Origin of the sequence: Virgibacillus siamensis, assembly GCF_900162695.1 — a bacterium.
Taxonomy (GTDB): Bacteria; Bacillota; Bacilli; order Bacillales; family Amphibacillaceae; genus Lentibacillus; species Lentibacillus siamensis_A.
In genome coordinates this window covers 856,144-876,050 of the sequence record NZ_FUIH01000007.1, presented here as the reverse complement: position 1 = coordinate 876,050, position 19,907 = coordinate 856,144, and the positions used below count along the sequence as shown (strand labels likewise).

The 19,907-nt window shown below is 39.6% G+C and carries 33 protein-coding genes; all 33 read right to left on the bottom strand.

Translation table 11 applies throughout. The features are described 5' to 3' along the window. Position 1: 1 nt before the first annotated feature. Complete coding sequence (locus B1K71_RS08085) at positions 2 to 2,305, bottom strand: phage tail protein (protein WP_077325788.1); 2,304 nt, start codon at positions 2,303 to 2,305, stop codon at positions 2 to 4. Between the two features lie 3 nt (positions 2,306 to 2,308). After that, a complete protein-coding gene (locus tag B1K71_RS19645) occupies positions 2,309 to 2,485 on the bottom strand; it encodes a hypothetical protein (protein WP_175631872.1) in 177 nt (58 codons plus the stop codon). 155 nt (positions 2,486 to 2,640) lie between these two features. After that, entirely contained in the window at positions 2,641 to 3,078 is a 438-nt protein-coding gene (locus tag B1K71_RS08075) for a tail assembly chaperone (RefSeq protein WP_077325784.1), read from the bottom strand. 43 nt (positions 3,079 to 3,121) lie between these two features. Further along, complete coding sequence (locus B1K71_RS08070) at positions 3,122 to 3,601, bottom strand: phage major tail protein, TP901-1 family (protein ID WP_077325782.1); 480 nt, start codon at positions 3,599 to 3,601, stop codon at positions 3,122 to 3,124. A gap of 10 nt (positions 3,602 to 3,611) precedes the next feature. Beyond that, positions 3,612 to 4,007 (bottom strand): DUF3168 domain-containing protein, encoded by a 396-nt coding sequence (locus B1K71_RS08065; RefSeq protein WP_077325780.1) that lies wholly within the window; start codon positions 4,005 to 4,007, stop codon positions 3,612 to 3,614. Between the two features lie 4 nt (positions 4,008 to 4,011). Continuing rightward, the gene (locus B1K71_RS08060) at positions 4,012 to 4,428 is read right to left on the bottom strand and encodes an HK97-gp10 family putative phage morphogenesis protein (RefSeq protein ID WP_077325778.1); all 417 of its coding nucleotides are present in this window, start codon (positions 4,426 to 4,428) and stop codon (positions 4,012 to 4,014) included. Then, positions 4,425 to 4,808 carry a phage head closure protein gene (locus tag B1K71_RS08055; RefSeq protein WP_077325776.1) on the bottom strand — a complete coding sequence of 128 codons (384 nt, stop codon included), beginning with the start codon at positions 4,806 to 4,808 and terminating at the stop codon, positions 4,425 to 4,427. The genes B1K71_RS08060 and B1K71_RS08055 overlap by 4 nt, the downstream gene beginning before the upstream one ends. Beyond that, positions 4,808 to 5,098 (bottom strand): phage head-tail connector protein, encoded by a 291-nt coding sequence (locus B1K71_RS08050; protein ID WP_077325773.1) that lies wholly within the window; start codon positions 5,096 to 5,098, stop codon positions 4,808 to 4,810. Before B1K71_RS08050 ends, B1K71_RS08055 begins: the two co-directional genes overlap by 1 nt. A 9-nt stretch (positions 5,099 to 5,107) precedes the next feature. Then, positions 5,108 to 5,251, bottom strand: a complete 144-nt coding sequence (locus tag B1K71_RS19875; RefSeq protein ID WP_175631871.1) for a hypothetical protein — start codon at positions 5,249 to 5,251, stop codon at positions 5,108 to 5,110. A 35-nt stretch (positions 5,252 to 5,286) separates the two neighbouring features. Continuing rightward, a complete protein-coding gene (locus tag B1K71_RS08045; RefSeq protein ID WP_077325771.1) occupies positions 5,287 to 6,129 on the bottom strand; it encodes a P22 phage major capsid protein family protein in 843 nt (280 codons plus the stop codon). Positions 6,130 to 6,136: 7 nt separating this feature from the next. Next, entirely contained in the window at positions 6,137 to 6,730 is a 594-nt protein-coding gene (locus B1K71_RS08040) for a phage scaffolding protein (protein ID WP_077325769.1), read from the bottom strand. A 119-nt stretch (positions 6,731 to 6,849) separates the two neighbouring features. Next, entirely contained in the window at positions 6,850 to 7,884 is a 1,035-nt protein-coding gene (locus B1K71_RS08035; protein ID WP_175631870.1) for a phage minor head protein, read from the bottom strand. 79 nt (positions 7,885 to 7,963) lie between these two features. Continuing rightward, positions 7,964 to 9,367, bottom strand: coding sequence for a phage portal protein (locus B1K71_RS08030; RefSeq protein WP_217697236.1), 1,404 nt, complete (start codon positions 9,365 to 9,367; stop codon positions 7,964 to 7,966). Positions 9,368 to 9,380: 13 nt separating this feature from the next. Further along, entirely contained in the window at positions 9,381 to 10,640 is a 1,260-nt protein-coding gene (locus B1K71_RS08025) for a PBSX family phage terminase large subunit (protein WP_077325763.1), read from the bottom strand. Next, entirely contained in the window at positions 10,624 to 11,061 is a 438-nt protein-coding gene (locus tag B1K71_RS08020) for an HNH endonuclease (protein WP_077325761.1), read from the bottom strand. The genes B1K71_RS08025 and B1K71_RS08020 overlap by 17 nt, the downstream gene beginning before the upstream one ends. Before the next feature lie 538 nt (positions 11,062 to 11,599). Continuing rightward, entirely contained in the window at positions 11,600 to 11,884 is a 285-nt protein-coding gene (locus B1K71_RS08015; RefSeq protein WP_077325759.1) for a hypothetical protein, read from the bottom strand. A 2-nt stretch (positions 11,885 to 11,886) separates the two neighbouring features. Beyond that, positions 11,887 to 12,045 (bottom strand): hypothetical protein, encoded by a 159-nt coding sequence (locus tag B1K71_RS19870; protein ID WP_175631869.1) that lies wholly within the window; start codon positions 12,043 to 12,045, stop codon positions 11,887 to 11,889. Between the two features lie 12 nt (positions 12,046 to 12,057). Next, positions 12,058 to 13,260, bottom strand: coding sequence for a hypothetical protein (locus B1K71_RS08010; RefSeq protein ID WP_077325757.1), 1,203 nt, complete (start codon positions 13,258 to 13,260; stop codon positions 12,058 to 12,060). A gap of 142 nt (positions 13,261 to 13,402) precedes the next feature. Continuing rightward, positions 13,403 to 13,876: a sigma factor-like helix-turn-helix DNA-binding protein gene (locus tag B1K71_RS08005; protein ID WP_077325755.1), complete on the bottom strand. Its 474-nt coding sequence runs from the start codon at positions 13,874 to 13,876 to the stop codon at positions 13,403 to 13,405. Between the two features lie 29 nt (positions 13,877 to 13,905). Then, a complete protein-coding gene (dcm, locus tag B1K71_RS08000; protein ID WP_175631868.1) occupies positions 13,906 to 14,952 on the bottom strand; it encodes a DNA (cytosine-5-)-methyltransferase in 1,047 nt (348 codons plus the stop codon). 69 nt (positions 14,953 to 15,021) lie between these two features. Then, positions 15,022 to 15,585: an HNH endonuclease signature motif containing protein gene (locus tag B1K71_RS20060; RefSeq protein ID WP_077325753.1), complete on the bottom strand. Its 564-nt coding sequence runs from the start codon at positions 15,583 to 15,585 to the stop codon at positions 15,022 to 15,024. A 1-nt stretch (position 15,586) separates the two neighbouring features. Further along, positions 15,587 to 15,913 carry a hypothetical protein gene (locus B1K71_RS07990; protein ID WP_077325751.1) on the bottom strand — a complete coding sequence of 109 codons (327 nt, stop codon included), beginning with the start codon at positions 15,911 to 15,913 and terminating at the stop codon, positions 15,587 to 15,589. Between the two features lie 4 nt (positions 15,914 to 15,917). Continuing rightward, the gene (locus B1K71_RS07985; protein ID WP_077325749.1) at positions 15,918 to 16,331 is read right to left on the bottom strand and encodes a RusA family crossover junction endodeoxyribonuclease; all 414 of its coding nucleotides are present in this window, start codon (positions 16,329 to 16,331) and stop codon (positions 15,918 to 15,920) included. Between the two features lie 275 nt (positions 16,332 to 16,606). Further along, positions 16,607 to 16,951, bottom strand: a complete 345-nt coding sequence (locus tag B1K71_RS07980; protein WP_077325747.1) for a MazG-like family protein — start codon at positions 16,949 to 16,951, stop codon at positions 16,607 to 16,609. Then, complete coding sequence (locus B1K71_RS07975) at positions 16,951 to 17,133, bottom strand: hypothetical protein (protein ID WP_077325745.1); 183 nt, start codon at positions 17,131 to 17,133, stop codon at positions 16,951 to 16,953. Before B1K71_RS07975 ends, B1K71_RS07980 begins: the two co-directional genes overlap by 1 nt. A 10-nt stretch (positions 17,134 to 17,143) precedes the next feature. Beyond that, a complete protein-coding gene (locus B1K71_RS07970; protein ID WP_077325743.1) occupies positions 17,144 to 17,377 on the bottom strand; it encodes a hypothetical protein in 234 nt (77 codons plus the stop codon). Next, entirely contained in the window at positions 17,374 to 17,772 is a 399-nt protein-coding gene (locus B1K71_RS07965; protein ID WP_077325741.1) for a hypothetical protein, read from the bottom strand. Before B1K71_RS07965 ends, B1K71_RS07970 begins: the two co-directional genes overlap by 4 nt. Then, entirely contained in the window at positions 17,738 to 18,079 is a 342-nt protein-coding gene (locus tag B1K71_RS07960) for a hypothetical protein (RefSeq protein ID WP_077325739.1), read from the bottom strand. The genes B1K71_RS07965 and B1K71_RS07960 overlap by 35 nt, the downstream gene beginning before the upstream one ends. Before the next feature lie 14 nt (positions 18,080 to 18,093). Next, the gene (locus B1K71_RS07955) at positions 18,094 to 18,492 is read right to left on the bottom strand and encodes a single-stranded DNA-binding protein (RefSeq protein ID WP_077325737.1); all 399 of its coding nucleotides are present in this window, start codon (positions 18,490 to 18,492) and stop codon (positions 18,094 to 18,096) included. Continuing rightward, the gene (locus B1K71_RS07950; RefSeq protein ID WP_077325735.1) at positions 18,492 to 18,878 is read right to left on the bottom strand and encodes an HNH endonuclease; all 387 of its coding nucleotides are present in this window, start codon (positions 18,876 to 18,878) and stop codon (positions 18,492 to 18,494) included. Before B1K71_RS07950 ends, B1K71_RS07955 begins: the two co-directional genes overlap by 1 nt. Then, on the bottom strand, positions 18,875 to 19,300 hold the full coding sequence (locus tag B1K71_RS07945; RefSeq protein WP_077325733.1) for a hypothetical protein: 426 nt from the start codon (positions 19,298 to 19,300) through the stop codon (positions 18,875 to 18,877). Before B1K71_RS07945 ends, B1K71_RS07950 begins: the two co-directional genes overlap by 4 nt. Next, positions 19,300 to 19,683: a hypothetical protein gene (locus B1K71_RS07940; RefSeq protein WP_077325731.1), complete on the bottom strand. Its 384-nt coding sequence runs from the start codon at positions 19,681 to 19,683 to the stop codon at positions 19,300 to 19,302. The genes B1K71_RS07945 and B1K71_RS07940 overlap by 1 nt, the downstream gene beginning before the upstream one ends. Before the next feature lie 56 nt (positions 19,684 to 19,739). Next, positions 19,740 to 19,907, bottom strand: coding sequence for a hypothetical protein (locus tag B1K71_RS19865; RefSeq protein WP_175631867.1), 168 nt, complete (start codon positions 19,905 to 19,907; stop codon positions 19,740 to 19,742).

Here is a 19,907-nt window from a genome sequence, read left to right as displayed (position 1 = left end):
CTTACCCTCCGATGCTTCTTATTTTTGAATCTATTGCATTTTCTTCATTCACATAAGCGCGTATCCATTCAGCGTCACCTTCAACTTGGATATATACGTTTTTATCAGGTAACTCGAAATCATTTATACTAGCGTTCAAATTGCCGTTTAATGTTCCTACGCCGTTCTTATTCATAACAGGATCAATGACAGCACCTACACTATCAAGCTGTAAATCAGGCTTGAATGAATCCCTAACCGATGTAGCAAGTTGTGTTGATGCGTTACCTACTTTCTTTTTCATGCTGTTCAATCCGATTTGTAGACCTTCTCCGGTATATACACCGATTTGCTTGAATACCCTTGATGGAGAATGAATACCTAGCAAGTTCTTAGCACCTTCAATAGCACTACCAACCGCGCCTTTTACGCTGTCAACCAATGCACTTGCTTTATCTTTAATACCGCCAATCATACCGCTGATGATGTTTTTACCAATACTCGCTAAATTAATTCCACGCAAAAAGTCCATAACACGATTCCATATGTCTTTTATTGTATCTCTGACGGATTGCATTTTATCCCTGACGGCATCTTTTATAGCGTTGAATTTATCCCGTACTGTGTTACGAATGTTATTGATCGTACGATAGAAGAATTGCTTAATCTTGAACCATACGACACGTACAATAGTTCTTGCGGCTTCCATAGCATTTTGAATTTTACTTTTGATTGCATTGAATTTATCGCGAACAAAATTAGTTACGGTGCTTACTACTTTATGGAATATTTGTCTAATCTTGAACCAAACAACTTGTACAACACGTTTTGCGAATTCCAGGCGTTGCTGTATGTTGTTTTTAATGTCATTGAATTTCTTCAGCACCCATTTAGCAATAGCTGTTGCGACTGCTTTAATCTTGCCCCATATCCAATCCCATACAATCTTGATCGTGTTCTTTACTGCTTTGAAAGTTTTAACAGTCCAACTCTTAATTTCATCCCAATACTTAACAACAACCCCTACTAATACCCCAAGGATTGTTATTATCCATCCAATCGGATTGGAAAGTCTGAGTATAGCCATTCCTATACGGAAAACCCACGGTATAACCCTGATAAGCGCTCCACCTAGTTTCGCAACAACGGGCCATACTAACATAAATGCGCTCTTAATCATCAACAAAACAGGCGCTAATGCCATGAATACACCGATTACTGATGTGACAATTGCTACCACTTGTCCAATAGTCTTGTTACCTTTCATCAGTCCGTTAATCCACTTTAAAAACTTGTTTGTCAGGTCAAGTATTTTTGTTCCTAATGGCGCTAACCCTATTCCTAGATTTACAAGGAATTTCGTTAGATTACCGATTAACTGCATAACTTTTGGGCCATTTTCTTTTACGAAATTGATGAAGTTTTTAAATGCCTTCGACTTACTTAATCCCGCCGCCCATTTAGCAAACTTCTCAGTCAATCCGATTAGTCCATTTTCCATGTTTTTACCTAATGGCCCGAACGCTTTCATCAGTTCCATGAATCCTTTAAATGCGTTCCCTGCGATTGTTCCCCAATTCTTAATAGCCGATGTTCCACGGGTAGCAAAGAAGTTAATGAAACTCTTGAATTGTTTTGTTCCTGCAAATGCATTAAGTCTATTTAACAAGTCAACCAACGCATTAGAAACAGGCTTGATAATAGGCTCTATTCTTTTTAATAGCGTGGTAGCTACTTCTAATCCCGCTGCAAATACTTTGAATACTGGTTTTTCCGTTGCTGATAAGAATTTATTCCATTGTTTCTGAAAACCTTGAAATGCCTTCATTGCTTTCTTTTGTGCGCCACTCATGCCGGATAGCAAATTTTTGCGTTGGTTCAATAATTCGTTGATCCGTTTTTCATTTGGCGCAAGTGATTGGCGTTCTTTTTTCAGTTTGTCGTTAATACTTCGTAAATCCGTTATGCCTTCAGTCAATTTGCTTATGTTACCGATAGCAGCGATAGCAAATGCGCCACCTGCGCCACCTGCCGCGACAAATGAGGATGCAAGCGCACCGACACCGCCCACTAAGCTACCGATGATAGGGGAAACCATAGGCAATACTGCTAACAATCCACCCCGTAACGAGTGTCCTATAATTTCCCCAACGTCTCGACTATAATCAGCTAGCCTATCCATTGAACGTCTGAAACTGTCGTATTCAGCTTTTACATGGACTTTTATCCGATTAGGTACAGTCTTAGCTATTGCCTTAACTTCTGCCATTTTGCGCTTGAATTCACTTATCCTAGCGCCTACAACAGCACTTAATCTTTCTTGCATACATCAACCCCCTTTCGGTCTGAAATCAGGCTGAAACCCTTTTATATGCTTGTTTAACTCAACCATTTTTTTAATGCGATCTTCTTCGCTTTCGTTGCTGTCCAGGTTCTTCCTAGCACGTTCCGCATTGAATAAGTCAGTCTCACGTAATTTCTTTTCATTTTGTGCTTTGCGTTGCATCATTGCTGACCTAGCCGCATATTCGTATTGGTCTATCTGTCTATGTTGTGCGCCCTTGATAAAATTGTTATATTGTCTAGGTGTCCACGATTCTATTAATTCGGGGTCGTGTACATTCAGCAAATGAGATGACTGTATTTCTACATCGTCATAGTTTATGCCTTCAGATTTTTGTACTTTTCCTTGTACAGTTTTTGCGCTGCTTTGATTTGTTCCGCTTCTTGTTCCGTTTTCGCTAACTTGCTCGCCATGTCTAAGTTCTTCCAGAAGTTCTGAAGCTGTTTTTTGAAAAACCCCGATTCATCCAACGCTTCGAACGCCTCCTTTTGCAAGCGATCAATGCCCTCGTCCTCGATAATGTCAGATAGCGCATCTTCAATATCATCAACAATAGGCTGTTCTTTCTTGTAGTGTGCTGTTGCACAATCCCAAAACTTAACCAATGCGCTTGGCTTGTCGTTTAGCAAGTCCTCGTAAATCCCTTCAATGCCTGAGGTTTTCTGCCCCTCCACTACTTCGGAATATTTCTTATCTGCTACCTTTTCAAATTTAAAATTTACTTTCGGTTCGTACTGTTTTCCATTGATTTCCATTGTTTTATCCTCCTAAGTATAAGAGGGGCGAATGCCCCATTAGTTATCCTGCTGTTGTAGCTGGTTCTTCAAACGGATAAGGCTGTTCTGTCAGTCCTGTTGGTAGTGAAGTCAATTCACCTTGTTGTGATTGTCCTCGTACTTGAAGCGTTGCTGTTACTTCTTGAAAGCTGTCTGTTGGATTGGATTTTTCCGCTGATTCCACAATGCAATATGCGAAAGATGCATCGTATCCGCCTTGTTCGTTAGCTGTCTGATTGACTTCCCAAACTTTGAGTTCTTCTTTGTTACGGATTGCATCTAATACTGCTTGCTGTCCAGGGTCGCCTTTTTCACCATAAGCCGTTAACTCGAATGATTCAGAGTTTTGACCGTATGCGACAATACGCCCCATTTTCGTTTGTTCGTCAATGATTTCATTCTCGATTGAGTAGCTATTTTCAGTAAGATTAGCAATGACTAATCCACCCGCTGTAGCACCCAAAGGCTGTACTAAAAGGATAGTATCTTTGCCGTTAATCATTTAATCACTCCTAATTGTTGATGTAATACCTAATTTCCATGACTCCATGAACAGCACCGCCCGGATCGAAAAACGCTCGCATGTTCACTAAGTCACGTCTAAGCATTAAAAAAGAACCGCCAATTTTTAACGGTTCATGTAATGCGCTTAATATATAGTTGAATAATTCGTATGTTTCCTTTTTCCCGTCATAGTCACTCCATGTGTGCAATGGTAATACGATGTTTTCGCCTACTGATGTTTTGGTCATGTTACCTGTTACAGTCGGCTCTCCTATCGTAATATAAGGAAAAACAGCATCCCCTGAAACGTAATCATGCACTCCAGTAATAATATTTGATAGTGTGTTATCGTTTGAAAGTCTGCTGTATAATACTTTTTGTAATTCCGCAAGTGATGTCTGCATTACATCACCCCAATCTGTTCATTTCTGATTTAAAATATTGCGCGCCTTGTTCTACTGCGGGTCTCCAATATGGCTGAGACTTCATTCCTTCTGTATACCAATAACGCCCGTCTGCAAAGTACACCCATCCATCTTTTCGCCCGTTTCCGCCTTCTGCATAGATACCCGTTCCAAATTCCACGAAAATCCCGTAATTTGCTGTTACCTTAATTTCAGCAGACAACCCATCAGGACGTATATCCACTTCAATAGAACGTTTCAAATTACCTTCATCAACAGGTGCTAACGCCTTCGCTTGCGTTGCTATCATTTCGGCTGTTTCTGCTACTATTCTTTTTATTTCTCGAATGTAGCGCGCTTGGAATTTTTCTACTGCCTTATCCCATCCTGGAAAACCAGTAGAAACTACACCATACTTCATTTCAACTCAGCCTTTACCATCATGATTTCGCCCATTCCGCCTTGATCCAATGGATTAGAACGTAATTCCAGTATAAAGTTATTCCCTTTACTGTCCGTCCTGTCATTCCATTTAACCCGCATATTCCCGCTAACCGTCATATCCTGCTCGTTTGTTTGTACCGGAGAAATAAAATATTCTTCAATGCGTTGTGCGATATACGGAAAAAATATATTGTGGTCTATCGGATTAACTAGCTTCCTAGCTTCAACATATTCACTCGAATTAACAGGTTGAACGTGAGCCACCGTATTAAAAGCGTCAGCCCACGTTTTTATTTTCCCGCCCATGCCGTCATCAACCTCTGTATACGTCTGAAATGTTATATTGTGTGGAAACATTAGAATGACAACCTTTTATATGGCTTCAAAGGTTTCAGCACACTGGGCGGAAAGTCTGTTTCATATGAATAGCTGACGTTACCCATGCTGAATGATGTTACTCCTGCCTTTTGTAAGTTATACTCACATGCTTTAGCAACGAATAATTTCACTCCGGCAGGTAATGGATCGCTAAATGTGTTATTGCAATAGTCGCCTGCATATTCCGTGAAAACAGCAATAGCAGTATTCAAATACACATCATCCATATTCGGCTTGTTTAGTAGTTCTTTCACATCAGTAGGTGTCATAGAATCACCTTATTTCTTTTTACTTTTTGGCTTTTCGCTTTCTTTCTTTGGCACTTCCACTTCTTCATACTGCATAGAATTTTGTACGCGTTTTAATGTGACCTTATCTGTTACACCAAAGACATTGCCTGTTTCCTTATTCTTATAAAACATTTAATACCTCCTAAGGGGAAATTAATCCCCTTTTATTATGCTCTTGCTGCTGCAATAACACCTAATGCATCTGGCTGTGTGGTTTTAGAACCGTATACATGCAAGCCACGGATAGCATCTGCAAAGAATTTCTCTGGTCGATATGCTTCCGTTTTTACGATCTGTTCAGCTACAGAAATAGCCATGTTGTGACCGACTAATACCTTACTGTTGGTAAATGTCGCTGTGCCATCGCCAGTAAACTGTGCAACGTTGTTCGACATACGTAAATCAAATCCCGCCAACCGTCCTACACGTCCGTTTTCCTTTGCTTCTTCAAACATTGCACCGCTATTTTGAGAACGCAATGCTTCATAATAGAATGGAGGAAGGACAGCCCAACGACCTTCTTGTGGTACGTTAGCTTCATCAAGCAATGTAGCCATCTTAGAAAGTTGCTCATATGCTGTTGTGCCATCAATCGTGATAGGTGATGCATCGTCACCGATTTTGTGTGTAGCATCTACATAATGACCTGCAATGTACTTATCGAAAATGTCATTTACTGCATATGCTGCTCGTTGTGCGTAACGATCAACCAATTCAACGTTTGCCTGTACTTTGTCAATGTCATCAACCATGAAATTAAATGCTTTCGCCTGGTCGATAAGCAAGTCACGGCTAGTACTCTTTACTGTTTCAGGTGCATTCAATCCGTTCACTTTGTCGTAATCAAATACGGAAATATCACCCGCTTGTTGAATGTGTACTGTGTCACCTTGATTAGAAATTTCACCTTCATAATCACGGTTGACAACGCTACCGAAAACGTGTGCCTTATCTAAGTTTGCTAATAGTCGTGCACTCCATAGTTCTGGAATAAAATTTTGTACTGACATTAATCATTCATCCTTTCAACTTTTCCCAATTTTTATTAATTTGTTCCGGTGTCATTCCTTTGAAATCATCCACCGTGAATGTTTGCTTTGTTTCGTTCGGATTGCTGCTATGTGGCTCTCTGCCTTTTAACTTAGGTTCGTCACTCTCAAATAAATAAGCGTCCGATTCTTTTAGTGCGTCAATCTGGTCTTGTACGCCTACTAGATTATCGTTATCAAGACTAATCTTGTCATTATCCAGTAGTGCCTTGACTGCTTTAGGATTACGTGCCTTCACGTCCTTTAGAAGCAACTCCAATTTAGATTCTTTCTTCTGTTGACGTAATTGCTCGTCATATTCCTTCTGTGCGTCATCGTTAGCCTTCTGTAAGTCCTTAATCTGTTGCTGTAAGTCCTCGTTACCTGATGCCTTACCTTCCAAATCCTTAAGCTGTTTGTCACGGTCTGTTAGCTGTTGTTTGTAGTCATCAATTTGTGATTGCAGAGTGTCGACCTGTTCTGCTTTCGTTTTGTACTCATTAACAGCCTTCCCGTGTTCCTTGAAAACCGCTTCGATTTGTTCATCTGATAACTCTAGTTCTTTAAGAAAATCTCGTTTCATATTCTATGTCTCCTTCACGTTTTACGAGTTTGTGTGCTCGATAGGATAGCATGTTATACGTCATGCAACGTAGGTATAAGATATAAATAAAAACGCCTACCGCTAGTCTGATAGGCGCATTACTTTGGTTGATCTTTGTACCAATCTTCATAAAATCTGTACTTCTCCACTATATTTGGTGGATAAACTTGTTTCATTGCCTTTCGTTCTGCTTGTTTTTCTGTTAATCCTTCTTCCGCCATGAGAAAGTCCATTCTGTCTGCCAGTCTTTGTTGGTAGCGTGCATCGTTGTAGTCACGCACACGCCTTGTGTCTGGCATCTTGCCATTTATTTTAACCCCGACATCACAACGACAATTAATCGTCATGGAGGGGTTGGCCCACAATGACGGGCCTTTTGCTTTCATACCCTTATAATGAAAATACCCCTCATCATCCGCTGTCTGTCCGTCTAGCTTTCTGTGTGACCGCCTTGTACGTAAATCCAATTCAGCCATCCAAAACTTTGCAAATGCGCTTTCGTTTCCTTCTGGTTTCAGTCCATATGGCTTATCACGTACAATTTTCGGCTTGCCATCAGTTTCCGGCTTATCGTCCGACTTCGCTTGTTCCACCTGTTTATCCGGCTCGATCATTTTTTTAGCTTTTTCGATGCTTTTCAAACGTGATTCAACTTGTACTCTACCGGATTCTGTTCTAGCCACTCGTCTAGCTTTACTCCGACTAAAATTGACCGCTTTTTCAAGGCGTTCAGCCATTTCTCCATATGATTCGCCCGCCTGGATACCTTGCGCCAACTCTATCCGTATCTTTCGCACAATCTCGTTCCTGTGCTGATTCATCAATGATGATAATGTCAACTCTTTTATCGGATTGAGTATAGCTTCACTTACTACCCGCGCGCTCGGAATGGTTACTTGCATATCTAGCTGTGTAGCCATTTCGTATACAAACAGGCTCATTAATAGATTGTCAGTATACTGGTCTTTCATTAGTTTATTGATTTCCTGATACACTTTCTTATAGTCATCATGGATCAATAATTTAATGCGTTCCATTTCCTTCTCGAAACGTTTATACTTGTATACCTCTGTACGGCTAATAGATCCATTATCAGCGTACTTTCTATGCATATCAGCTAATAGGTCTAGCAATGATTTTAAACGTCCTGCAAAGACTTTATCTATGTCTCGTTCGGACTGTGTTAGCATATTGTCTAAGTGTTTCTCAATGTCATTCTGGTTCATTTACTTCAACACCTGGCATGTTCTGCATGTACTCGTCTTGTTGCGCTTTTCGTTTGTCAAGTTCAGCTTGCACATCGTCCACGTACGGATGATTCGTTAGAATAGTCTCGTCCGATAACATAGACTGTGATAGTCCTAGATTCTTGATTATCTCAGCTTCATTCGTGATGATGGATTTATTAAATGTCCATGTGTAGTCTTGATAGTCTGCTTTCACATTCTCAGCTATGGACAAATACTCACATATGAACCATGTAAATTCACGTAATGACTTGCTAAATTTTCGTTCTAAGACGCTAGCCTTTAAATCCAATGCTGTGTACAGGAATTTCAATGATACGCCAGAAGGGTTGTTTCCTAGCTTGTCAGCGCTGAAATTAACGCCTTGCCCTGCATCATATATAAGCTGTTCTAACCTGTCTGCATGGCTATCTACTGCATTAACAGGTATGTCAGCTTGCAATGTGTCCACTCCACTACCTGGTTCATCCGATACGCTAATAGCCTTGTATTTCTTAAGATTAGTCATGAACTCATCCAAGTCTTGACCTTCATACCCTTTTAGCACATATATCAAAGACTGTACGTCTACAATGGTGTTAGCTGTATTACTGATGATTAACTCATATGCATCAATTAGGCGCTTGTAAAACTTCAGGTCGCTTATACATTCCTCGTTGTTACGGAAATCAACAAACGGTACTTTGCCCCATCCATAGCCTTTATTCCCATAATAAAAGTGTGACTGCGGATTCTGTTCTACTCCGGCATCATAATGTACTTTGCCGTCTATTTCCTCATAATACGTTACCTGCTCACTATCCCATAATTCGATTTTCTTAATGTCGCCTACATCGTAATAACGTATAACTGCTTCTAAGTCACGTTTCTTTGTCTTGGTGTATATCGGTATACATTCCTGTGCGGGTACAATCATGTAATCGAATTGTCCTTCATCGTCTATATACGGATGCAAGAACTCCCTTCCCTTATTAGATGCATGTTTGACTAACTCTGGCATCGTGTCGTCAAATTCATCGCCTATAATTTCTTGTATACGTTCCAATGCAGGGTCGTTTTCCTTGTCGCTTGCCAATGTTACAGGCTTACCAACTAAATAACCTACCTTCTGATCGACAAGGCGCTTATGCCATGATGCGGGTAATTTCTCATTTGTAGCATCGTTATCTACTACCTTAGCGCCATTTTCATACGTGTATATCTTTCTGCCTACTATGTCGGTATCGTTGAAATAGTATCGTACACCGTTTTCCATAGCTGACGTGTCGTGATTGTCTATTAACTCTTTTATAATGTCCGGTGTCTTAGGAGATTGATTCTGTATGTGGCTGATTAGTTCTTCTGTGTGCGTTGGTTCTGTTGGGTACATCGCTATACCTCCTTTACTTCAATATGGAAATACTACGTTGCTTCATGTCGTTTTCAAATCCATAGCGTGTACTATCTATTGAGTGATTGTCTGCATCTTCTAACTTAGCTTTAGGATTACCGTCTTTGTCCGTCTGGTAGTCTATGTTTTCGAATTCTTTCGCTGTGTTAGGTGTGCGTTTCGGGTCGATGATTATTTCCTCTAAGTCATCCAACCACTTTTCGCCATATTCAACACTTCCCGGGCCTTTCTTGGCACCTTTAATCCTCATGCCGTAACTTTTTAATTCTGCTATGCTCTTAGGTTCTGCTGAATCAGCTATCGTCATAGTGTCGTGATAGCCTTTACTGTTTACCCATTTGGCTAACTTTGCGTTACTCAACTTAACACCGTAAAACTCATCAATAGCATATATGCGTTTCCGCGTCTTGTCATAATGCCAACGCACAAATGATACCGGATCGACTGCATAACCAAAATCCAGTCCTTGACGTATGTTATCAAACACCTTCACTTCATCATCTGTTATCGTTCTAAAGTTTAGATTATCAAACGGCACTACACCTGAACCGATAGCCTTACCTAGATATTCCCACTCATATTTTAGTAGATTACGTTCTTTAGCTGCTTGTGCTTCTTCTTTGAACTGATCCGCTATGAATGGATTATCCAAATATGTGCTATGGTGTACGAAAGTGTTTTCCGGTTGGAATTGTGTTTCATATTTCTTATTAACCCATGACTGTTTCCTCTTAGGCGGGTTATACGAATAAAAGAACTTATAAAATAAACCATCACCCAATTCACCACGTAATAATGAGTTTGTAATGGTTGTCACTTCATCTTCTGTTTTAAATTCCGCTATTTCCTCTAGCCACGCAATAGCAAAAGGGAAATTAGCACTCTTTAATGACTTGATGCGTTCCGGTTCTTGTGCGCCCCTGAATGTAATGTAATTACCTCTAGGAACGTATGTGATACGCATAGGAGACTTATTCACTTTAAATAGATGTGTTACCCCTTGCTCTGATATGGCCCACTTAATCTGCTCGAATATGGATAACTCGATTGTATTATCAAACTTTCGTATACCTACTGCATTTACAGGGTATCTCATAAGCATTTGTACAATGATATGTGCTATGTCCGATGACTTACCGCTACCCCTGCCACCCTTGCATACAATGTTCAGCACATCAGGATTGACAGCAGCTTTCCATATTGAATGAAACTTCTTCGGGATAAACTCTGATAGTTTACGTTGCATCGTCATCAGTTCCTATGTCGTCAACAAATGTAACGTTCATATTTCCTGTTTGTTCTATTTCCTGTTTGTCGCGGTATTTTTTTGGAAGTCTATTCTTTAATGCAAATATTAGTGATGTCGGGTTAGGGTGCTCATACTTCTTTATTTCCACAATATCACCCTTGTTAGTGACTGTTTGTTCCGTGTAATAGTAACCCGTTGCTCGTTTGTGCAATGTGTTTTCTAGTTCATAGTCTGAAACTTCTTTACCCTTTTTTATGGCAGTCGCAAAAGGCGGATATTTCTTTTTCCACTCTTTCAACACAGTATAAGAAACGCCTAAGTTGCCCGCTATTTGTTCATCAGATAACCCGTCACGTTTCCACCCTTCGACTAAATCCAATTTATCTTCAATTTCTAATTCAATGTATTTATTAGGTCTGCCCATTAGATCATCACCATTCCTCCTGAACAGAAAAAAGACACTCCGTCATGAAGTGTCCTTCCTTTCCGTTATCCATTTTTCGTTATATTCCCCGTTAAAGTACCAGGATATTCTAAATAAGATATGATATTCATCTTCTGTTATTACTTCTATGTTAGCACCAAACATGATGCACCTCCCCGCTATATTGTTATGCAGGGAATAAAAAAATATACCCGCTTTCCACACGGGTACAAACAATAGTTATCAGCTTACTGTTTAAGGAACAGTTTATTGACGGCTTATTCAGGCCGGTTATTGTAGCTATTCATAATGAATGTTATTGGTTCTTCTTCCTTCTCTTGTTTACTCTTGATGAAGTTGTATAGCGTCTTGCTGAAATCTTCTCCGCAATCACACGTTTCTTTACCACATGGACACATGCTAATCACCTCTTTAAAGAAATAGTACAAATCCCGTGAATATCGTCATAGCTAACAAGAACAATCCACCCAACACTATAAGCGAATAGAAAAACAACGATGCTATCGCGTTTAATATATCAACCATGTATTTCGTCCTCATCTATAACAATAGTATATTCCACTTGCCCTTTTTCTTGCAGGTAATCAAATACAATTCCGGCTATTATCTTACATTCCATATCGGTAGCAGTATAACCATGCAGACGTAAGCCGAAATATAAGTCGTGCGCTACTTCCGATTCTGTGAATGGTTCGCCTTCAATCGCCTCAATTAATTCGACTATCTTTTCCACTTCTTCGCTGTCTGGGGCATATCCCATATCTAGTAGTCTGACATATACATAGCTTACGAATTCTGACATGATTACTCACTCCTTAACTTTTTAATTTCTTCCGCCAATTCGTCAATGTGTTTCGTCTGCTCGTCTAATTCTTCACGCTGCCATACTAATTCGATTGTGAACAGTATCAACGATGTAGCAATTACGATCAGCACAACAATTTCTATTGGAGTTAGATTCATATTCTACACCGCCTATACATAATAGATGCATCTTTCGGATTCGTAATCGTATTCAAACACCTGGAATCTTCTGTGTGATGTTGTGTAACCCATTTCTGAATGCCACGTATCAGGATTAACTCCTGATGGCAGTTGACGATGTATAACCCCGCCTTTATCTAGCACTAATTCGTGGTGCAGGTGTCCGCTGAATACCGTTCTTGTTGATGCGATACTCCACTCATAAGGAAACTCGGTCGCAAAGTTTTCCGTTAGGTTCTTCAGTTTTTTCTTATCCCCGTGCGAACTACCTGCAAAGTTTAACCCTAACATATGAACTTTTCGTTCTTTGAATTCATCATCAAAATGTATTTGTGTAAACCGTTCTTTAAGCATCTGTACGAATGTCCATTCCATGCTTTCTGAATGATTCCCCTTGGTGTAAAGGACTGTTACTTTGTTGCTGTGCATCAACGCATATTCAAGCAACGGATAATAAAACATTTTAGCGTTGTTCCATGCTTCGATAATGTCTACCTGTTGTATTTCTCGTCCTGATGCTGTTCTGTTCCGGTGATCGTTATGGTGTAGCAAATCATTGCCGATTATAAATAGTATTTCTTCGTGTCCTTTTTGGATTAAATCCAATATCATCATCTGCGTTTTCTTGTAATCCTCATAGGTTGCTATACCAAAGTGCATATCCGCTAACGGTATATTCAAGTATGACTGTTCTCTGGTATGTACTGGTTGTATGTTTACTTCAGGTACTTGTTTAACACTTTCTAACAGCTTATCAAGAGAAAACTTGTCTTTTTTAGGTATAACCTTCACTTTGGATGCGTATAATACTTTAGGGTTGTCCATTTCCTTGTTAAAGTGATTCCACATGCTGAATTGATGTGATGATATTTCCCACTCGTCTGGGTCATACCCATGCGCTTTCAGTATATAGTCATTGTCCTTCAATCTGTCTTGTGAAATCTTAATCAGCGTGTCGCTTACTTCTGTTCCGTCTGATTTGCGTTCGAATGTGCTTTTATATTGTGGTTCTGGTTGTTGTGGTGTATCGTGTAGTAATCTGTCTTTGTTGTTCCTGTATTGACTTCTGCATTGCTCTATTGTATATCGTTCATCATGTACTGCTGACATTTGTTCAGATATTGCAGCCCATGTTAAATTTTGGTTTTTTAAATTTATGATTTGCTTTCGTTTTTCGTCTGTCCAGTTTATCATTTTTACAACTCCTTTTATTTAGGAGTGAATACTCCCGCAATAGCCCCCTCCAAAAATTGCGTATTCCCGAAAACACCTTCGCCTTTTTAAAAGAGTATTCACAGTGCACCGCCTGTCAGACTTTTGTCAGACAAACTGGCATTTATTCCTTTTTATTGTCAATCCCTAGTTTTTTTCTAGCTCTTTTGAAATAGATGTGGACTGTTTGTTTAGAAACCCCTAACTCCTCCGCTATGTCATGAAACTCCCACAGATACCCCTCTCTAAGGACAAAACACACTCTTTCTCTAGCTGATAGCTTCACAAGTTTTAAGAATATATCTTGTTTTTCTTGTTCGGTGAGTTTTCGTTCTGGAACAATATCCAATGAAGGAAACCAGTCCATATTAGCTATGTGATCCGTCTGATATGCACCGTGCTTATCAATCCCTAAATACATATCGGGCTGCGTTCCCGTTTTCATCCATTCAAGACTAAATGTCATATCGTTAATCATTGAATTGATTTCCGACTTGTCTTTTTCGTCTTGTTCGCTATCTCCTAGCTTGTCATGCATCTGCCTTAGTTCCTTCCTGCCCTGCTCGTATTCGATTATCAGCTTGTCTACCCATTCCATGTGCTACACCCCTTTATACTGTGATTCTACTAAATTCGTTCTGCTATTGCGCTTATGACGTTTACTGTTACGCTGTTACCGGCTTGTTTATATAATTGGCTGTTTGAATTAACTTCTGCTGCTTTAGCGAATGCTGAATCGGGAAAACCTTGTAATCTAAAACATTCTTTTGGCGTTAGTTTTCGGATTTTTAATTCTTCCGTTACCGTTCCTTGTTGGCATCCGGTGTCTAATGTGTTGGCTATTCGCTCTCCCACTCGCCCTCGCCTTGTTTCCGAATTAGGTAATGACAAATTCACGCTGTCGCCAGGGTATGCGTCTTTGTACCCTTGTTTGGTTGCTTCTTTAATTGCTATCCCGTGTCTATCTTGGCTCGTTAGTGTAAACATCGGTTCTCCATCTTCTTTGAAACGTCTGCCGTTTTGTCGTTTTTCTTCTCTTTCAGGTGTTAATACTGCCCGGACTTCTTTTTGTGCATGCTGTTTACCTTCAATAACGTACGATCCGCTCCCCCCCGCTTCATACCTTGCTGTAATGGTATTTGTTGATTGTCCTTGTACCCCATTAATCTGTTCGTCATTTCGTCTGACAGGAAATACTTTTCGTGTACTTCCGTTTCTAAGATATCCGACAATGAACACTCGTTCCCTGTTTTGTGGTACTCCGAAGTTTTTAGAGTTAAGCACTTGCCATTCCGCATCATACCCGAGTTCATCCAAGGTTCTGAGGATAACCTCGAACGTAGCCCCGCTGTTGTGGTTGAGTAATCCTTTGACGTTCTCAAGGAATAAATAGCGTGGTTTGAGGATATTAGCGATGCGTGCGATTTCAAAGAATAAAGTTCCTCTAGCGTCATCGAATCCCCCTCGTTTCCCAGCAACTGAAAAAGCTTGGCATGGGAATCCTCCACAGATAACGTCCACTCGTCCTCTAAGTGATCGAATATGCTCGTCTGATACTTTTGTGATGTCATGCCATTCTTCCTCTCCTTCTGTATTGTGTATTGCTTTATATGATTCCCTTGCGAATTTATCTATTTCACAAAAACCAACGCATTCATGGCCGTGTTGTTCCATGCCTAATCTGAATCCTCCGACTAAATGCCAGAGAACAAATCCAAAAATTTTAGACTTTTCTCTGACATATCAAACCACTCCCTTTCTGTTTCTGATTTCATTATGATGCCTTGTATGTTCAGATATTGTCATGAGTTCTAAATTTTCCAATCTATTGTCGTCTTTGATCTCGTTTTTATGATGAACTATTTCGCTGTCGGGATTATCCGCTCCGTTCCAATTTAAACGTCTACCTAAATGCCTTTCCATTATCAGTACGTGTTGATAAACGTAATCTCCTACCTTAGATGCCCTGGGATGCCCTGGTGTTTTCTCTAAAACATACCCCTTATCCTTAATTATCCCATTTTTCCAATACGAGTTATTTTTTCCAAACTGATTCCTTTTCTTTGGTGTTCTTGCTTTAATTCCTTCTTCTTTCATTCTTGAATATATAATCTTTTGCGTTGCGCCTAACTTCGTGGCTATTTCCAACTGCGTATGACCTTCTTTGTATAGTCTTTTAATCTCATCAGTTTTTATTTTTTGTTTTGAATATTCATCTTTACATTTTTTAGAACAATATTTTGGTTTCGGGTTGTAGCTTTTAAATATCTCATTGCACTTGATGCATTCATACATGTATTTGTTCATGTCATACCTCCGATTGAACTTTATATATGCTCTGTAATCCGCTCAGTTCACTTTGCAATGCCTTCATACTATCCCTGGCTGATGTATACATGCTATCAGCCATATCACGCTTTAATTTGAGCTCTGCTGTGTTTCCTCTGGCAATGTCTCCTATTATGCTTACTGGCGTTCCTTCTGCCTTTAATCGTGCTATTTCCTGTCCTAATGCTTTGCGGTATTCGTATTCTGTTTCGCTGCGTTCTTTGGCTAGCTTGTATATAGTAACTGTGGCGTTATCTATTCTAGTACTTGTTTTTAAAATCATTTCGGATATTTTTTGTAGTTCCACCTAATCACCACTTTTCAATTATCTCAATTTCAGCGCGTGGACTGTCTGAATAATATTTTGTAGCGTTCAATTCTACAATTTGCGAATCATCTTTATAGATTATCCCGTTAAGTGAATCAAGAATACCCTTGCTTAAATTGTCAATGTCGGGCTTAACTGTCGGTCTGATTTCACCGGATAACATTTGTTCTCGTTTCTTCTTGCTTGTCGATTTCGGTATTTGTCGGTAGATTACTAGATTTACGAATAAAGTTGTTTCAATCGGTTCTTTTGGCGCATATTCCTGCGCTATTCGTGCTACATATGTTTTGTAATCACGTGATGTTTTCGGATCGTATAGCCTGATGCCTTTGCCCATTCTTACTGCTCTGGGCCTTCCTTGCGCTACACAATCCCCAGGTATAGTAAACTTAATCATACAAACACCGTAACTAGAAATAATAGAGTGATTACCACCGAATATAGAGCCCATCTGCTATTTTCTTTGTTCAATTTCTGATTAACTTCTCCTAATTCCGCATTGATCCGATGCAGGTGCATAAATTCCTCATCGTATAGTTGCTTTTCCGCGTCATGCATAATGTTCCGCCAACTCCTTTTCCAATTGTGTATCGTCTAGCTTTTCAAATACCGTTGTGTTGTACCCTGTTATTAGTGATAGCTGTTCTATGATTGAGTTGCGCTCGTCTTGTGTCATGCTAAATCACTTTCTTTCACGAAAACTCCATCCTTTATTTTTCCGTCACGTCCTGATATTTCCTGATAAGCCTTGCTGATGCAATCCCTTATGTCCAGTCCGTTTTGCATAGCTGATATTGCTATCGTGATGAATATATCCCCGTAATCGTCCTCCATTTGCTTTTTATCTCCACGTATATATGACCTTGCCAATTCGCCCGCTTCCTCGTAAATTTTTATTATTTGCTTGCTTGTATCGCCTTTGTCTAAATCTCGATCAATCGCCCATTCTTCTATCTGTCGTGTCAGCTTGTTTAAGTTTGTCGGTGTATCGTTGAATACTATATCTTGGTAGTTCATTACTCCACCTCTTTTAATTCAATTTCAATTCTTTCTTTCGGTATTTCCATTAGACCTGAAATAGCATCTTTGTACTTTTTTAACACTATATTTTTCAGATATTCAGATTCGTATAATTCCCTGGCAGCACTTTCATTTTCGATTTCTTTCCCTGTTATAGTGATGATGGTTTGCATTTTCATTATACCCCTCCTAGAAAAAGTTATTAGATTCACATCCTACATTTGCATTTAAATTTAAATATGGGTCATCCTGCAAAGCGTCTGTTACGTCTACAAAGAAATAGCTGTGGTCATACGGCTTATCTTGTCCGTGTTTTCTTATGTTTCGTAATGAGCCTGGTGTAATTTTTAAATACCTCGCACATTCTACCATTGTTCCCATGCATTGAAAGTGATCCCCTAAGTATACTGCATATGTTTTCATTTGTTCTTTCTCCTTTCCGTGTGTAATGGTTCGGTTGCTGCTTTCTCTTTATCCCAATCCAGTGCATACATTCTCTTGTCAAATGTTGGTTTGCTTATTCCGTTTTGTTCCGCTAGTTCTATCCACTTTTTCAGGCTGTTCCTCCTTCCGCCTTTTGGGGTGGTCGCTGCTTCTTCCTGTGTAAATCCTAATGCATCTATTCGCTGATTGAAAAGTCTTTCTGATATTCCGTTTTTTATTGCTATTTCACACCACTCGGACCGTGGCTGTTTCGTTCGTTTCGGTGCAGTTAATGCTGTTTGTCTGTTCCATCCCCTGCGTATTCTGCTTATTACGCAAACTTCGGTTAATCCGTTGTTCTTAGCTTGTATTCGTTCTTTGATGGTTAGTGCCAATTCCCGCCCTCCTTAGTTTCCGCCTTAATGTGTTTACTTCTGCTTGCAATCTAGTATTATGTAACTCTAGTTGTTCTATTACTTCTTTGTTTTGCTTTGACCGCCTGAGATAATCGTATTTGTGATAATACTTATCTTTCATTTGTGCCATCTTTCTATATCGTAATTCCATTGTAGCATATACATCTACTAATTGTCTACTATTTATTTCCTTTACTAGTCCGGCAAAATAGTCTACCGGACATGTTTTATCGTAAAGGAATATGTTGATTAGTTGATTGTCGCTTGCTTTTGTATAGTCTATCATTCTACACCACCTAATCAAAATGGCAGGCTATCATTCATATCGACTTCTTCAGCACCGCCAAAAGGCTTTTGCTCCTGTTTCGGTTTGTTGTCTCCTTTTGAATCCAGAAAGGCAACTTGTTCAGCGACTACCTCAGTTACATAAATGCGCTTTCCTTCGTTGTTTTCGTAATTACGTGTCTGAATACGTCCGGTTACTCCTACTTGACTTCCTTTACCTACATATTGTGCTGTTACTTCTGCGCCCTTTCCGAATTGTACAATGTTTATAAAATCGGCTTCGCGTTCTCCGTTTTGGTTTTTAAATTGCCTGTTGACTGCTAAGTTAAAATTTGCAATAGCCTTCCCATTTTGAGAATATCTTAAATCACAATCCTTAGTTAGTCGTCCAACAAGTGTAGTATTGTTAATCATTATAATTCCTCCTGTGTATTGAAATAGTATTCCATATTTGATTTGGTTGGTTCTTCGATTAATCCATTTTCATATAGATCGTGCTCGTCCATCCAGTAGTGATTTCCGAATTTACGTTTGTGCATTACTTCTAAATGTCGTCTGAATCCGTCATCCTCATGTGCGTTGCGATGATGTGTAGGACATAAAGGGTGTAAATTGCGCCATGTTCCACGACCGCCTTTGCTGCGAAAATAAACGTGATGCATCTCAACAAACGGATTCTGACAGAAACATGAACCGCCCCAATATTCTAATGCCTTATCATATTCTTCCGGCTTGATTCGGTTGCGTTCTTTGCTTTTCGGTTTCCTGCGCTTATGATTGGGTTTAGGTACACCGGTCATGACTTACCCACGCTCAACAGCGAATAACCTGCAATATCTCTGAAAGCATTTTCTTCTCCCTGATTCCCGTTAGCAATCCGCATCTGTTTATCGAATATCCTAACTACTGCTAGCATATCCTTGTATTGATCGGGTTGTATTCCGTCAGGGTACAAAATCTTGAGAAAGTCTCCTGATTTTCCGAAACTATCGCCATATTGTTTTTGCTTGCTTTCTACTAGCTTACCTATTTCCTTGCCTGTTTCTTCGTAATTGTCTGGGATGATTGTCCAGTCACCATCTGATACGAATTGTCTTGCTGCTTCTAATTTAAAATTTATTTCTCCGCCATCCCCGCCTGTTACTTTTACTTCTTCGCCTTCTCGTTCAGCGTAATAAGTTGTGTCGCTCATTCTGTGTTTGAATTTGAATTTGTTATCCATTATCCGCTTATCCTCCCTTGTAAGTCCTTGCGTTCCCTGCATCGGTATGTCCTGACTGCGTGTTTTTTCTTAATCTGGCGTATGTTGCCAAGTGATTTGTTCAAATCCTTTAAGTATGGTTGTAACTCTTTCATGATAGAATGTAGTTCTACTAACATCTCATTTTCGTCTTTAAGCTGTCTGCGGGCTTGTCTCACGCTTTGAATTTCCTTCGCAATGCTATAACCCTCGAATGCGTTAAAATTCGTCAGTTCCGCTAAGTGTAGCAAATCCTGTGTTTCTTGGTCTAGCCTTTTTATGTCCTTCTCGTTGTATTCGTATGTTTTCGGTATGTCTCGGATCGCATCTCTGATTGTTGTTGCTGTTTGTTCCACGTCATACACCGGATAACCTCCCTCTCTTAATCTAGTACCTATTATACAGGTTAGTAGAATGGTTGTCAACTAGAATTATAAAGTTTTTTCATTTTATTTTTACCTTCTGCATATCCTAATACGTAAATCTGTTTTATGCACCGATCCAATGTATCTGAATCTAGTTCCCCTATTTCAAATTTATCTTTTAGCATCTTGCGAAAATAAATAAATTCCGTTTCTAATTCTGTCAT

Excerpts from the sequence above, each read along its gene's own strand:
- B1K71_RS08085 (WP_077325788.1), bottom strand. The coding sequence starts at position 2,305 with ATGCAAGAAAGATTAAGTGCTGTTGTAGGCGCTAGGATAAGTGAATTC.
- B1K71_RS19645 (WP_175631872.1), bottom strand. The coding sequence starts at position 2,485 with ATGCAACGCAAAGCACAAAATGAAAAGAAATTACGTGAGACTGACTTA.
- B1K71_RS08075 (WP_077325784.1), bottom strand. The coding sequence starts at position 3,078 with ATGGAAATCAATGGAAAACAGTACGAACCGAAAGTAAATTTTAAATTT.
- B1K71_RS08070 (WP_077325782.1), bottom strand. The coding sequence starts at position 3,601 with ATGATTAACGGCAAAGATACTATCCTTTTAGTACAGCCTTTGGGTGCT.
- B1K71_RS08065 (WP_077325780.1), bottom strand. The coding sequence starts at position 4,007 with ATGCAGACATCACTTGCGGAATTACAAAAAGTATTATACAGCAGACTT.
- B1K71_RS08060 (WP_077325778.1), bottom strand. The coding sequence starts at position 4,428 with ATGAAGTATGGTGTAGTTTCTACTGGTTTTCCAGGATGGGATAAGGCA.
- B1K71_RS08055 (WP_077325776.1), bottom strand. The coding sequence starts at position 4,808 with ATGTTTCCACACAATATAACATTTCAGACGTATACAGAGGTTGATGAC.
- B1K71_RS08050 (WP_077325773.1), bottom strand. The coding sequence starts at position 5,098 with ATGACACCTACTGATGTGAAAGAACTACTAAACAAGCCGAATATGGAT.
- B1K71_RS19875 (WP_175631871.1), bottom strand. The coding sequence starts at position 5,251 with ATGTTTTATAAGAATAAGGAAACAGGCAATGTCTTTGGTGTAACAGAT.
- B1K71_RS08045 (WP_077325771.1), bottom strand. The coding sequence starts at position 6,129 with ATGTCAGTACAAAATTTTATTCCAGAACTATGGAGTGCACGACTATTA.
- B1K71_RS08040 (WP_077325769.1), bottom strand. The coding sequence starts at position 6,730 with ATGAAACGAGATTTTCTTAAAGAACTAGAGTTATCAGATGAACAAATC.
- B1K71_RS08030 (WP_217697236.1), bottom strand. The coding sequence starts at position 9,367 with ATGTACCCAACAGAACCAACGCACACAGAAGAACTAATCAGCCACATA.
- B1K71_RS08025 (WP_077325763.1), bottom strand. The coding sequence starts at position 10,640 with ATGACGATGCAACGTAAACTATCAGAGTTTATCCCGAAGAAGTTTCAT.
- B1K71_RS08020 (WP_077325761.1), bottom strand. The coding sequence starts at position 11,061 with ATGGGCAGACCTAATAAATACATTGAATTAGAAATTGAAGATAAATTG.
- B1K71_RS08015 (WP_077325759.1), bottom strand. The coding sequence starts at position 11,884 with ATGTCAGAATTCGTAAGCTATGTATATGTCAGACTACTAGATATGGGA.
- B1K71_RS19870 (WP_175631869.1), bottom strand. The coding sequence starts at position 12,045 with ATGAATCTAACTCCAATAGAAATTGTTGTGCTGATCGTAATTGCTACA.
- B1K71_RS08010 (WP_077325757.1), bottom strand. The coding sequence starts at position 13,260 with ATGATAAACTGGACAGACGAAAAACGAAAGCAAATCATAAATTTAAAA.
- B1K71_RS08005 (WP_077325755.1), bottom strand. The coding sequence starts at position 13,876 with ATGGAATGGGTAGACAAGCTGATAATCGAATACGAGCAGGGCAGGAAG.
- dcm (WP_175631868.1), bottom strand. The coding sequence starts at position 14,952 with ATGGAACAACACGGCCATGAATGCGTTGGTTTTTGTGAAATAGATAAA.
- B1K71_RS20060 (WP_077325753.1), bottom strand. The coding sequence starts at position 15,585 with ATGAACAAATACATGTATGAATGCATCAAGTGCAATGAGATATTTAAA.
- B1K71_RS07985 (WP_077325749.1), bottom strand. The coding sequence starts at position 16,331 with ATGATTAAGTTTACTATACCTGGGGATTGTGTAGCGCAAGGAAGGCCC.
- B1K71_RS07980 (WP_077325747.1), bottom strand. The coding sequence starts at position 16,951 with ATGAACTACCAAGATATAGTATTCAACGATACACCGACAAACTTAAAC.
- B1K71_RS07975 (WP_077325745.1), bottom strand. The coding sequence starts at position 17,133 with ATGAAAATGCAAACCATCATCACTATAACAGGGAAAGAAATCGAAAAT.
- B1K71_RS07970 (WP_077325743.1), bottom strand. The coding sequence starts at position 17,377 with ATGAAAACATATGCAGTATACTTAGGGGATCACTTTCAATGCATGGGA.
- B1K71_RS07960 (WP_077325739.1), bottom strand. The coding sequence starts at position 18,079 with ATGATAGACTATACAAAAGCAAGCGACAATCAACTAATCAACATATTC.
- B1K71_RS07955 (WP_077325737.1), bottom strand. The coding sequence starts at position 18,492 with ATGATTAACAATACTACACTTGTTGGACGACTAACTAAGGATTGTGAT.
- B1K71_RS07950 (WP_077325735.1), bottom strand. The coding sequence starts at position 18,878 with ATGACCGGTGTACCTAAACCCAATCATAAGCGCAGGAAACCGAAAAGC.
- B1K71_RS07945 (WP_077325733.1), bottom strand. The coding sequence starts at position 19,300 with ATGGATAACAAATTCAAATTCAAACACAGAATGAGCGACACAACTTAT.
- B1K71_RS19865 (WP_175631867.1), bottom strand. The coding sequence starts at position 19,907 with ATGACAGAATTAGAAACGGAATTTATTTATTTTCGCAAGATGCTAAAA.